10 protein-coding genes and 1 pseudogene are annotated in these 12425 nt (G+C 59.9%); 8 read left to right on the forward strand and 3 right to left on the reverse strand.

Going from position 1 to position 12425, the window contains the following annotated elements:
• Positions 1 to 145: 145 nt before the first annotated feature.
• The 4 genes from PQ457_RS14740 to PQ457_RS14755 all read left to right on the forward strand — a co-directional run bounded on the left by PQ457_RS14740 (position 146) and on the right by PQ457_RS14755 (position 2785).
• Positions 146 to 493: a transposase gene (locus PQ457_RS14740; protein WP_273617543.1), complete on the forward strand. Its 348-nt coding sequence runs from the start codon at positions 146 to 148 to the stop codon at positions 491 to 493.
• Positions 490 to 837 (forward strand): IS66 family insertion sequence element accessory protein TnpB, encoded by a 348-nt coding sequence (gene tnpB, locus PQ457_RS14745; RefSeq protein ID WP_273617544.1) that lies wholly within the window; start codon positions 490 to 492, stop codon positions 835 to 837. Before PQ457_RS14740 ends, tnpB begins: the two co-directional genes overlap by 4 nt.
• A 98-nt stretch (positions 838 to 935) precedes the next feature.
• Positions 936 to 2564 (forward strand): IS66 family transposase, encoded by a 1629-nt coding sequence (tnpC, locus tag PQ457_RS14750; protein ID WP_273617545.1) that lies wholly within the window; start codon positions 936 to 938, stop codon positions 2562 to 2564.
• The gene (locus PQ457_RS14755) at positions 2564 to 2785 is read left to right on the forward strand and encodes a hypothetical protein (protein WP_273617546.1); all 222 of its coding nucleotides are present in this window, start codon (positions 2564 to 2566) and stop codon (positions 2783 to 2785) included. The genes tnpC and PQ457_RS14755 overlap by 1 nt, the downstream gene beginning before the upstream one ends.
• A gap of 63 nt (positions 2786 to 2848) precedes the next feature.
• Here PQ457_RS14755 and PQ457_RS14760 read toward each other — a convergent pair whose 3' ends face one another.
• On the reverse strand, positions 2849 to 3880 hold the full coding sequence (locus PQ457_RS14760; RefSeq protein WP_273617547.1) for an IS110 family RNA-guided transposase: 1032 nt from the start codon (positions 3878 to 3880) through the stop codon (positions 2849 to 2851).
• Between the two features lie 204 nt (positions 3881 to 4084).
• On the opposite strand from PQ457_RS14760, the gene PQ457_RS14765 reads away from it, so the two are divergent.
• The 4 genes and pseudogenes from PQ457_RS14765 to PQ457_RS14780 all read left to right on the forward strand — a co-directional run bounded on the left by PQ457_RS14765 (position 4085) and on the right by PQ457_RS14780 (position 8617).
• Positions 4085 to 5341: an IS701 family transposase gene (locus tag PQ457_RS14765; RefSeq protein ID WP_273617548.1), complete on the forward strand. Its 1257-nt coding sequence runs from the start codon at positions 4085 to 4087 to the stop codon at positions 5339 to 5341.
• A 198-nt stretch (positions 5342 to 5539) separates the two neighbouring features.
• Entirely contained in the window at positions 5540 to 5815 is a 276-nt protein-coding gene (locus tag PQ457_RS14770; RefSeq protein WP_273617549.1) for a hypothetical protein, read from the forward strand.
• Positions 5816 to 5846: 31 nt separating this feature from the next.
• A pseudogene (locus tag PQ457_RS14775) lies at positions 5847 to 6613 on the forward strand (IS5 family transposase).
• A 276-nt stretch (positions 6614 to 6889) separates the two neighbouring features.
• Positions 6890 to 8617 carry a TolC family protein gene (locus PQ457_RS14780; protein ID WP_273617550.1) on the forward strand — a complete coding sequence of 576 codons (1728 nt, stop codon included), beginning with the start codon at positions 6890 to 6892 and terminating at the stop codon, positions 8615 to 8617.
• 74 nt (positions 8618 to 8691) lie between these two features.
• Here the strand turns inward: PQ457_RS14780 and PQ457_RS14785 are convergent, their stop codons facing one another.
• The gene (locus tag PQ457_RS14785; RefSeq protein WP_273617551.1) at positions 8692 to 10050 is read right to left on the reverse strand and encodes an outer membrane beta-barrel protein; all 1359 of its coding nucleotides are present in this window, start codon (positions 10048 to 10050) and stop codon (positions 8692 to 8694) included.
• 248 nt (positions 10051 to 10298) lie between these two features.
• Positions 10299 to 12038 carry a family 16 glycosylhydrolase gene (locus PQ457_RS14790; RefSeq protein ID WP_273617552.1) on the reverse strand — a complete coding sequence of 580 codons (1740 nt, stop codon included), beginning with the start codon at positions 12036 to 12038 and terminating at the stop codon, positions 10299 to 10301.
• Positions 12039 to 12425: the final 387 nt, after the last annotated feature.

Below are 12425 nucleotides of genomic sequence, written 5' to 3' on the forward strand. Positions count from 1 at the left end.
GCCTGCGCCCCAGCGACGGGACCTCATCAGACGCAGTCCTCTCACTTGTACGCCTCCGATAGCGGCCGCCTTGTGGATGCCCATCCGGTGTGGATTTAGGCCCCGGTGCTAGCTCTGGTGTTAGTACTGGTGCGAAGGATCAGTGGTGGGACAAGTAACGGTTTTTGCAGGCTCGGAGCGCCGTCGGATTTGGGATGATGCAGAGAAGCTGGCGCTATTGGCGCGGGCTTTTGCCCCTGGTGCGGTTCTGGCCCATGTTGCGCGGGCGGCCGATGTGCATCCAAGCCAGCTTTACCGGTGGCGCAAGGAGTTTGGCTTTACGCCGGACGGTGGAACGCAAGGTTTTGCGCAAGTCGTCGTGCAGCCCGATCCACCTGAAGTTGCCCGCCGGGCTTGCGCCATCAGGGTGTGCCTGAACGGAGCGGAAGTGGAAATCGGCGAACATGCGCCATTGCCATTGGCAACCGCTGTCCTGCAGGCGCTGTCGCGATGATCCCCGTTTCAGGCAATGCGCGGATCTGGCTAGCGCTGGGACATACCGATATGCGGCGAGGCATGCGCTCACTGGCATTGCAGGTGCAACAGGCACTCAGGAAGGACGTGCATACCGGCGACCTGTTTGTCTTCCGGGGACGAAGCGGATCTTTGTGCAAGATCCTGTGGCATGACGGGATTGCCATGTCCTTATACATCCGCCGCCTGGAGCGGGGGCGGTTCGTCTGGCCGGCAACAAAGGAAGGAACCGTGGCGATCCCGGCCTCGGCACTGGCATGTCTGCTCGAAGGGATCGACTGGCGCGCGCCGCAGGAAACCTGGCGCCCGGCACAGGTTGGTTGATGCACTCAGCCCCCATTCGGGCGCTTTCCTGAAAGGTGAAATGGCGCTGAAAATGGCGAAAATGCTGGGGTTTTGACGAATTTCTGCTATGCGGGCGCATGTCCGCAATTGAGCCTTCCCAGGAGCTGTCACGCCTGCGCGCCGAGTTGTCCTGTGCGCAGGCTCATGCTCTCGAGACGGAAGCGGAACTGGCCAGAGTTCGGGCCGTCAATGCCGATCTGCAGGCTCGTAACGCACATCTTGAGCTGATGAACGAGAAGATGCGCCGCGATAAATATGGCGCGAGTTCCGAACGTCGGCGGGTGCTTGATCAGTTCGAGATCGCCTTTGAGGAAGCAGAGGCCGATGCCAGTGCGGCTGAGATGGAAGGCCAGATCGCTGCGGCCAGAACCACGAGCGTTGCCCCATTCACCCGCAAGCGCGCCACGCGCCGGGACTTTCCAGCCGATCTGCCGCGTGAAGACATCGTGATCCCGGCACCTGAACAATGTCCCTGTTGTGGTTCGGGCAGTCTCAGCCGCTTACCCGCCGACATCACCGAAACGCTTGAGAAGGTGCCTGCGCGCCACAAGGTTATCCGCACGATCCGCGAGAAGGTCTCCTGTCGTCGTTGCGAGAAAATCAGCCAGCCCCCGGCGCCATTCCATGTGACGCCGCGCGGCATGTTCGGGCCGCACTTTCTCGCCAACCTCGCCTTCCAGAAATATGGTCTCCACCAACCGCTCAATTCTCAGCGCGACCGGCTTGAAGCCGAAGGCATTCCGATCAGTCTCTCGACACTGGCGGACCAGATCGGTGCCATCAGTGTCGTGACAAGGCCCTTGTTCCTTCTCCTTGAAGCCCATGTTCTGGGCGGTGACAGGCTCCATGCCGACGACACCACTCTGCCGCTGCTGGCCAGATACAAGACCGATATCGCCAGAATCTGGGATTACGTGCGCGACGACAGCCCCTTTGGCGGGCTCTCGCCGCCCGGCGTGGTCTGCTATTACTCCCGCAATCGCAAGGGAGAACATCCCCGTGGTCATCTGGCCGGATATGGCGGCATCCTTCAGGTTGATCGCTTTGCCGGTTTCAATGAAATGTTCCGGCAAAGCACCATGACCCGCGCCAATTGTTGGGCCCATTCACGTCGCCAGTTCTTCGAACTGGTCGATGTCGCGCGCCAACTCAAACGCAAAAAGGGCAAGCCGCCTATCGTCTCACCTCTTGCCATGGAGGCGCTGGAGCAAATCGACCGGATCTTTGCCATTGAGCACACCATCAATGGCCAATCCGCCGCCCAGCGCCTGCAGGTTCGGCAGGACAGCGTTGCCCCGCTTGTGCGCGATCTCGAAGTCTGGATGCGCAGGCATCTTGGCTTGCTCTCGCGTCACGATGCTGTTGCCAAGGCCATCGCATACATGCTCAACGACTGGGAGGGTTTCACCGCCTTCCTTGGCGATGGCAGGATCTGTCTCACAAACAATGCGGCCGAACGGCAGCTGCGCGGTGTGGCTCGAGGCAGAAAAGCATGGCTGTTCGTCGGCTCCGATCGCGGCGGTGAGCGGGCAGCGATGATGTACAGCTTCTTTGGCTCGGCCCGGCTTAACGGCATAGATCCGCTGGCTTGGTTTACCGACGTTCTCGCCCGCATCGCTGACATACCCCAAGGCCAGTTGCACGAGTTGCTTCCGTGGAACTGGAAAGCAGCCCAGCAGACTCAAATTGCAGAATTGGCCGCCTGATGCAGAGAAACAAGGTCTATGCCGTCACGACCCTCACCAGGGTCGCACTGGACCTGGGCGAAGATGAGGACTTCCTCTTTGACCTCACCGACCAGATGGACACCGAAGACGGACTGATCTGGGTTTACGGCACGGGCGATGAGCCTGTTCTTGCTCTCTCCAGCGATGGCGTCGACTGTCTCCAGGACATCATCGCCGAGCACCGCCGGAGCCAATTCTGATCTCACGGGCGGCCGCTATCGGAGGCGTACTCTCACTTCACCGCGTCAATCACATCACTCTCCTCATACCGCCACAGCATTCGCGCCCCAGCGAAAGTCCGTCGCATCGATCCACAAGCGATGCAGGACCACCCCCAGCTTGCGTGCCAGTGCCACCTTCGCGCGTTTCATGCCGCGGCGCTGCGCTACATCCAGTGCCCAGCGCTTGAGGCTGGAAAAGCGTGTCGCTCGCGTCAACATGATATGCGCCGCCTCGAACAAGGCGGTCCGCACCATCGCGTCGCCGACCTTGCTGACGCCACCATCGCGATCCGTTTCGCCGGATTGATATTTCTTCGGTGTGAGTCCGAAGTAGGCGCCCACCGTGCTCGATTTCCCAAACCGGGCCGGATCATCCACGGCCGATCGATAGGTCAACGCAACCAGCGCCCCTACGCCAGGTGCCGTCATCAATCTCTGGCAGACTTGGTCGGCGCGGGCGATTTTAAGCATCGCCCGGTGGAGCCGCGTGAACTCGTCCCACAGAGCGGTTCGCGCGGCTAGCATCCCACCGATCACAACCGACAATGCGGGGTGTCCTTCGATCAGTTCACGAATGCGCGCCTCGAAACGCCCACGGCTGACCTCGCCAACCTTCAATCCGTAGCCGCGCAGGATACCCCGGATGCTTAGTTCCACGTCGAGGAGCTTGCCCTGCAAAAGCTTGCGTCCGACCAGAAGTGCCCGGACATCCTGGGCCGGTGGCGATTTTGCATGAACCGGCCGATACCAACCCATGCGAAGCAATTGCGCGATCCCCCGCGCATCCTTGCGATCAGTCTTCACCGTCATCGCCGAAAGCGCCGCCTTCACATGGCGGGTTTCCAGCAGCACGACCTCCCGACCTGATGCGGCAAGGGCAGCATGCAACCACTGGGAAAGCGGGCCTGCTTCAAGGCCAACGCGAACCACCGACAGATCCAACTCGTCGAAATAACCGACAAGGCATTCAGGCTCGCTGGCGACCTTAACCTCCCGCACCACCTTGCCCTTCGCGTCCACAATGCACACGCTGCTCTCTTTCAGTGAGACATCGATTCCGGCATAATGCTCCATGGCTGTTCCTCTCATGATGCTTGAGGCCGATCTCTCGGACCTCGTTCAACACCATCATTCTGAGGGACAGCCACCCACTTGGCTATCTTGGAGACGCTGGCCCATTACGGCATCTAGCACTACTTTGGCAGAAAAGTGATTTTTGGGATTCCCTTTGCGGCGGATGCGTGATTCATGAGGAACCAGCTTTAGTGGAGGCTGGCGATGGACGCGGATTGGCAGGCGGATCTCGAGCTTTGGCTTGACCCATTTCTCAAGGGCCTTGGCAACAAGACGCGTCGGCGGATGTGTCCAGCCTATATTGCCGGATTGATTGGGCCGGGTGATCGCAAGAGCATTCAGCCGATGGCCGCCAGAGCCAGTGAGATCAGCTATGACCGCCTCCACCATTTCATCGGCGCTGGCGTCTGGGACAGCGCGCCTCTGGAAACCGCTTTGTGGGAGCAAGCCGATGCGCTCGTGGGCGGGGAGAAGGCCTGGCTGATCATCGATGATACGTCCATGCCCAAGAAGGGCACCAGTTCGGTTGGCGTCGCCCCCCAATATGCCTCGACGCTTGGCAAGCAGGCCAATTGCCAGACCATGGTCTCGGTGACGCTGGCGTCGGGCGAAGTGCCCGTCATGCTGAGCTTGCGGTTATTCCTGCCTGACAGTTGGACCCAGGATGATAGCCGTATGGCCAAAGCTGGCGTTCCAGCGGAGTTTCGTGAGCCCAAATCCAAGCCTTCCATCGCGATCGACGAGATCGACCGGATTGTTGCTGCCGGTGTGCGTTTCGGCTGCGTACTGGCCGACGCGGGCTATGGCCTGTCAGCCCCGTTCAGACAGGCCTTGAGCGCACGCGGGCTGCGCTGGGCCGTGGGCATTCCCAAACATCAGAAGGTTTACCCTGCTGACGTAAAACTGGTTTTCCCCGTAGCGGGGCGTGGACGACCGCGCTTGCGCCATGTGCCCGACATCAAGTCGGTCGCGGCCCACACCATGCTTGAGAATGCCAAGTGGCGTCAGGTGAGTTGGCGCCGAGGAACCAAAGGGCGCCTGGTGGCGCGCTTCGCTGCCATGCGCGTGCGCATCGCCGATGGCGCGCCGCAGCGAATAGGTGCCGCTGGCGCACAGCATATGCCCGGCGAGGAAGTTTGGTTGGTGGGCGAACATCGTTCGAACGGGGAGCGCAAATACTATCTCTCGAACCTACCCGGCGATACCTCGGTCAAGGAGGTCGCCGGGGCCATCAAGGCTCGATGGATTTGTGAGCAAGCCCACCAGCAACTCAAGGAGGAGTTGGGCCTGGACCACTTTGAGGGGCGTTCCTGGACCGGCCTTCATCGACACGCCTTAATGACGATGATGGCCTACGCCTTCCTGCAATATCGCCGCCTCGCCCAAGCGGGGCGGAAAAAAAAGAGTCTCCGGACCGCCCCCTCAACCCAGTCTGCCAGCAGTCCGGCAAGCCATCCTTGATCGCCTACATCAGTCGCAATCGCTCCATTGTCCACATTGCGGCTGCACGCTACAGGGCGCTGAAATCACTTTTCTGCCAAAGTAGTGCTAGGCCGTGAACTCATAAATGGCGGTATGGCTCACGTTCTCCTATAGCTCATGCTCATCCGCGATTTGGGGTGTGGGATGGGCTTTCATGTAACGCATCGGTTGGGGAATATGGACAAGGCACCGGATTCGGCGTTTCCTGCCCTACTGCAAGAGCTTGACGCCGATCCCAACGACGAAGAGCACACCTCGTTCAGTGTGACGCATGAGGGCGAATGGTATCTTGGCGCATACCGAGGCGGGTATGTCGTCTTTGAGAATCTGGAAGAGGGCGACCCCCGGCATATGACCAACGTGCCACCCGAGAAGATCGTGGCGCTATGGCGGCTTTTGGCGGACGGCGATCTTGTTTCGCTCGAAAACGAACCGTGGAAGCCGGGATATTGATCGAATGCCACAAGTCTGATTCAGCATTGGCATGAGCCGATATGACCTGACCGACTTCGAGTGGCGCGTGATCGAACCGCGGCTGCCGGACAAGCCGCGCGGCGTGCCGCGTGTCGATGATCGCTGCGTGCTAAACGGCATATTCTGGGTGCTACGCTCTGGCGCACCGTGGCGCGACTTGCCCGAACGCTACGGGCCGCGCACCACTTGCTACAACCGCTTTGTTCGATGGCGGAAAGCCGGTGTCTGGGACCGGATGATGGATGCCGTCACCGCCGCGCATGATGGCGACATCCAGATGATCGACAGCACTTCCATCCGGGCGCACCAGCAGGCTGCGACGGCAAAAAGGAGGATCGAGATCATTGTCTCGGTCGCTCCCGAGGCGGGCTCACGACCAAAATCCATGCGGTCGTCGATGGGCAAGGCCTCCCGATCCGGCTGAGCCTGACGGCGGGGCAAAGCCATGACGGCCAAGCCGCTGATGCAAGGCTCGATCATGTTGGCGCTGGAACGATCATGCTCGCGGACAAAGTCTACGATGTCGATCGCATCCGGGCGTCCCTTCGCGAGAAGGGAGCTTTTGCCAATATCCCGCCGAAATCCAACCGCCGATCAAAGCCGTACTTCAGCACTTGGCTCTATCGCCAACGGAACCTGATCGAGCGCTTCTTCGCGAAGTTGAAGCACTTCCGCCGGGTTTCCATCCGCTAAGACAAACTGGCCGAAAACTTCCTCGCAATGGCCCAGCTCGCCTCAATGCGGCTATGGCTCCGCGTTTATGAATCTACGGCCTAATGCGCTATTTTCCCAATCATTGTGGAATGTAGACACGCCCATGGCCGATCCCCAAGCCATGCCGCCAAAAATTACCCAGATGGCAAATACATTACATCGATAACGCCATATCGGCAAATATTCATAGCACGCCATTACATCCTTCCGCCCAAAGAACAACGCTGCACCGCCACGGAATAGGTTCGTCTTGGATGCGATCTTTCGCCCTGCACCTGCGGAAGGGGCTATAAATCTGGACATTCTCGTTGAACGATCTTTGTCGGGTGATGTCCTATCATGCGTCTATCTCAGCTTTATTGGATGAAGGCATCGCTGCTGATCGGCATTGCGCCGGTGGCTCTGGCGGCCTGCGCGGCACTGGCGGCCACGCCGCAGGCATCGCCAACAGGCGCCCGCCCCTCGGCCAGACCTTTGGCAGAGCGCGCACCGCCCATGAGTTCATCCGACAAGGATGAGGCGGCCCTGCCTTCGGTTCAACCGGCCTCGACGGCGGGCGAACCGCTGGTCTGCCGACGCGACATGGCCTGCCCGCTGGCCGATCCAAAGGGCAAAACCCGCCCGCGCAGCCCGCGCGAAATGAATGTGGCGCCCACGGTATCGACCCTGGCCGACGCCATCGCCATGGCTTACCAGAACAATCCGCTGCTGCTGTCCGCCCGCGCGCAGGCCCGCTCGGCCGATTTTGGCGTTCCAGTGGCGCGCTCAGCCTATGGTCCCAGCCTGACGGTGACGCTGGGCGATACGTTCACCCGTACCAAGGAAGAACTGGTGGCCGGCCTCTGGGCCGGCGCGCGCGGCTGGGCCTACACCGCGTCGGCCGTGCTGACACAGCCGATCCTGACCTTTGGACGCAATGCCGCCAATGAACAGGCCGCGATCGCCTCTGCCGAATATCAGCGCGAGGCTTTGCGCCTGACTGAAATGCAGGTGTTGGGCAATGTCGTGGCCGCCTATATTGCTGTGCGGCGCGATGCGGCGCTTTTGACCATCGCGCGTGAAAATCTGGCGATTCTCGACCGTCAGCTTGAAGGCAACCGGGCCCGGTTCAAATACAAGGATCTGACCAAAACGGATCTGGACCAAACCGAATCCGAACGCGAAACCGCCGAGGCCGCCATGATGCAGGCGCAGGGCCAGTTGGGCGTCTCGCAAAAGCAATTCATGCAATATGTCGGCGCGCCTCCTGGCGATCTGGCCGATGTGGACCTGCCCGAAGCGCCCTTTAGCACCCTTGCCGATGCCTATGCCTATGCCGAGCAGAACAGCGCGCTGATTTCCACGGCGCGGGCCAAGGAGCGCGTGTCCCACGCCAATGAACAGGCCGCGCGCGCCGATTTTCGCCCGCGCATCGATGCGCAAGGCAGCTTCGCCTATTCCAGCAATTCGCCCTATAACAACCAATTGCGCAATACGCAGGTGGTGGTGCAACTGGCATTGACACAGCCGCTTTACGATTCCGGATTGCGGGCGGGCAAATTGCAGGAGGCCAAGGAGGCCGATGAGTCCGATTGGCGCCTGATCGATTCGGCCCTGCGCGACACACGCGAGGCGGTCGGATCGGCATGGGACCAATTGGCCGCCGCGCGGTTGAGCATCGTCCATTTCCAGAACGCCATGGAGCGCGCCCAGAGCGCCTATGTGGGCGCGGTGCGCCAGCAAAAGGCGGGCGACCGCAGCACATTCGACGTTCTGGTGCTGGCCAGCAATTTTCAGTCGATGCGCAACAATTACTACAATGCCGTGGCCCGCGAAGCCTCGGCCAAGCTGAACCTGATGGGGGCGCTGGGCTTGCTTGAGGCGCGCTATATCGCACCCAAGGTGCCGCTCTATGATGCCCAGGCCCATTATGACCGGGTCGCGCGCCGGGGGAACCTGCCGATTTTGACACAGGTTCTCTCGCAGGTTGACGGCGCCTTTGTGCCGGGCGTCCGCCGTCCCCGCCCCGTGCGCGATGAAGGCGCGCGTCAAGCGCTGGAAACCAGCGTCCCTGAACCCGCACAATAATCCCACACCCCAGGCACAACGAAAAGCGGCGGATCATCATTCCCGATGATCCGCCGCTTTTCGTCGACACAATGTCACAGCGTCAGATTGGCCTGAATCATGATGCGGTTTTCGTCGAAACGCCACTGTGTGCTTTGCGACGTGCGCTGCTGGTGCAGCAGGTCGAGGACAAAATTCAACCTGCGGCTCATCAGATAGCGCACCTGCCCTCCCCCCGTCAGCATCTGGCTCTTGGCATCCGGGCCGAGCGGCGAGAGGTCGGCATAGCTGGTCCGCGCGCCCAGCAGGAGGTTGGGGAACAGTTCATGCTCGACCGAGAGCCCCCCTTCGGTGACGCGAAGGCCCGCAGAAGTTGTCGAGGTGTTTTCGTCAATCCGGCGGTCCGCCTTGATCCGCACCGTTGTCGAGCGCTGCGGGGTCCAGACCATGTCGGCGCTGAACGCCGGCCCGCTGAACGAGCGCAGGCGCGGATCGGCATAATCGACGCCGATCCAGCCGCCGCGCACCACCCCAACCAGATGATCGGTGAAATCAAAGCGCAGCCCAGCCTCAACCCGCTTCTTGTGCGAATTGCGGTCCAGATTGTTCGATTGCAGCGCCTGGGCAACCGGCAATGCATAGCGCGCGACTGTGTAGGTTCCGTTCGAGATGATGCGGATGCCGCTGTGCAGGCGATAGCTGACGCTGGCCTGATAGGTCAGGAAATCGCCATTGCGAAATTGCTGGTCGATCAGCGATCCGTCGCGCGCGATCGTGTTGCTGTATTCCAGCCGGGCCAGTTTGACAGCGCCGCTGATCTGCAGGCGATTGAACGTTTGCTGGGCCTTGGCCTCGCCAAAATAGCGGTTGAAATTGACCGGCTTGAGCGCATTGGCCGGGCTGGTGAAATCGGAGCGGTCGAGCGTGCCGCGTTCGCCGCTGGCCACCAGCGTCACCGCGCTGCTCTTGCCGAAATCGAGGCGGCCATCGACGATGCCGCCGTAATTGGTCGTATCCTCGCTCCCATGGCGGGCGTGCAGGTTCTGGCTGGCAAAGGCCTGCATATCGAAGGCATGGCGCGACCATGACGAGGTGAGCAGAGCCGATCCGTTCACCCGCGTGGTCACATCGACTGCGCGATAGGTGTTGGAGGCAAAAAGATTGTCGGTCGCCTCAACCGTCGCGCCGAGGCGGGGATAGAGGAAGAAGGAGCCGATCCGCCCGCCGACCGGAAAATAATCGGGGCGATAGCGCCCCATTACGGTGGCGGTGGTGGGCACATTGAGCGCCTCCATCCGCACATCCTGCGATTGCCCCTGGGTGACGATCGAGCGCCATTCCAGATCGGTGGCCTGGGCCGCGGCGGGGCTGGACGAAAAGGTCAGCAGCACCGGCGCCCATCGCAGCGCAGACAAAGGGCAGGAAGAAAAGAGTTCTGACTTGGCTTGGGGCACAGCACGGCTCCTGAATGACCTGCATAGGTTAGGTATCATTCCTAATGCACGTCAATAACTTGGCCGCTATAATTAGATCGGATATCATTCGAATAAATCAAAACTAGTGCCACTTTGACCGAAGATCGGCGCACCGGATATTTTCTTTCGCCCGCTGGCGCAGAGCCTGCCTCGGATATGGCACAAAATACGAACGCCACCCCTGCGCCCATGGCAGAGGCGGCGTCCGATGGAGCAAAAGCCCAGGATCAATAGAACCTTACATCCGTGGCCGAACTGACATGCATACCGTTCTTTGACAGGATGCCGATCATGTAATCATGGCCCGATGCCGCATCATGGATGTCGTAATAGCCCAACGAGGCATTCGAGGGATCATCGGCAATCCAGCTCAGCGTCGAACCCGCGCTGAACCCGTTGAGCAGCAACATGTCATTGGCCCCCGCCTGCCATACGCTGGCGCCTTCAAAGTCGGTGATGACCTTTTGCACGCCGCTGCCGCCCATCGTATCGTCCAGAACCGATTTGGAGATGACGAAAGTGTCATTGCCCGCCCCACCCGTCAAAAAGCTCGAAGCCTTGGTGGCGCTGATGATGTCGGCGCCGATCCCGCCCTTGATCTCGTTGGACAGGCCGCCCTTGGCCAGCGTTGCGGCAATGTCGGTCAGCCCCGTCGCGGTGATCGCGCCGCCGGTGCTCAGCGCGGCCTGCGCCTGCGCCGTGGTGGTGTCGGGATTGATACTGTAGGCCCGCACATAATCGACCTGCATGGTGGCGCTGTCGGGGGTGCCGATCGTGCCGCCGCCCCATGCGCCGCCCACAGCCAGGTTGAGCAGCATATACATCGGCGAATGCATATCGCCCGGTGTCGCCGTTTGGGCCACGGCATTGCCGTCAATGTACCAGACCAGATCGGTCGCGGTCCACAAAACACCGTAGGTATGGAAGTTCTGGGTCACATCGCCAATGGTGACCACCGACTGGACCGACTGGTTCTTGGTGCCGTTGGCGCTGGTGTGCGCGGTCAGATAGAGCGTGTTGGGATCCTTGCCCAGTTCTTCGAAAACGTCGAGTTCGGGCGGCCAGGTGCCATTGGCGGGCAACAGCCAGAAGGCGGGCCACATGCCTTGCCCGGCAGGCAGTTTGGCATCGACTTCGAAATAGCCGTAAAGCTGCGAGAAGCTCGACTTGGTGGTCAGCAGGCCAGAGGAATATTGCAGACCCCAGTTGGCCGCCGATTGCGCCGCGGTCAGCTTGGTTTCGGTGATGTTGAGGATGCCGTTGTTGATCGAGAACGGATTGATTGGCGTCATCGTGCCGGTCGTGCCGCGCCAGTTGGGATCGGTATAGACCTGCACCTCGTCATTGAGGTGGCGATTGCTCATCGCGGTGGGGCCGCCATAACCATAGGTCGTGTTCCACGTGCCGCTTGTGCCGTTATTGAGGCTGAGCGAGTTGAACTCATCATCAAAGGTCATCTTCAGATTCGACAGGTTCAGGCTGCCGGTAATGTCCCGATCGGTGAAATCGCTGATGTTGTGGTTGACCAGCGTGACCGAGTCATTGGTGCCCAGACGGATGACAACATTGCTGCCCATCTGCACCATATGCTGCTTGATCTGGGCAAAGCTGGTCAGGCCGCTGTTGAACAGACGCAAAGTGTCGGTGCCGGTGGTAAAGTTAACGATGGTGTCCATGCCTTCGCCGGCCTTGTGGACGAAAGTGTCCGCCCCCGTGCCGCCGATCAGCACGTCATTGCCCAGCCCGCCATCCAGCCAATGCGTGCCACTGCTGGCCGCGATGATATTGTCCAGGCTGTTGCCGATGCCCCATGTATTGGTGCCGTCGAGCTGAAGATTTTCGAAATTGTCGGTCAGCTTCCAGTTGACTGTCGAATAAACGGTATCAACACCGCCATTCGCGTATTCAACCGGCTTGTCCTTGACCGAATAGACATAATAGGAATCGTCGCCAGCACCGCCAAGCAAGGTAGTGCCGGCGCCAGTGCCGCGAAACAGGTCCGCACCCGAAGTACCGGAAACCGACGTTGCGCCGAGTGGGATGCTAATTCCTTTAAGCGGCGTCGCGCTAGCCTTGAGCAAAACACCGGCAGCGTTATATGTTGAAACGATGTTGGCCATTTGAATCACCCTTGATTGAATATATCCGTTTATGGCCCCAAGAAATTAATGGCGGCGGCCATGAAACTGGTAAATGCACGGGTGATCGACCTTTCGATTTATGTAATTTTCAAGAAAGTCTATAGGCAAAGTTACTTATTCCGAAATTCATTCCATAATTTCCATGTTAATAATTTGATTGAATAGCATGAATTTAAAACGGACCTTTTGGTTTCTCCGAACATCCCATGTCGC

It is taken from the genome of Novosphingobium humi (assembly GCF_028607105.1).
GTDB lineage: Bacteria > Pseudomonadota > Alphaproteobacteria > Sphingomonadales > Sphingomonadaceae > Novosphingobium > Novosphingobium humi.

Coding starts and splice junctions, on each gene's coding strand:
- PQ457_RS14755 (WP_273617546.1), top strand. CDS start 2,564: ATGCAGAGAAACAAGGTCTATGCCGTCACGACCCTCACCAGGGTCGCA.
- PQ457_RS14770 (WP_273617549.1), top strand. CDS start 5,540: ATGGACAAGGCACCGGATTCGGCGTTTCCTGCCCTACTGCAAGAGCTT.
- PQ457_RS14765 (WP_273617548.1), top strand. CDS start 4,085: ATGGACGCGGATTGGCAGGCGGATCTCGAGCTTTGGCTTGACCCATTT.
- tnpB (WP_273617544.1), top strand. CDS start 490: ATGATCCCCGTTTCAGGCAATGCGCGGATCTGGCTAGCGCTGGGACAT.
- PQ457_RS14780 (WP_273617550.1), top strand. CDS start 6,890: ATGCGTCTATCTCAGCTTTATTGGATGAAGGCATCGCTGCTGATCGGC.
- PQ457_RS14760 (WP_273617547.1), bottom strand. CDS start 3,880: ATGGAGCATTATGCCGGAATCGATGTCTCACTGAAAGAGAGCAGCGTG.
- tnpC (WP_273617545.1), top strand. CDS start 936: ATGTCCGCAATTGAGCCTTCCCAGGAGCTGTCACGCCTGCGCGCCGAG.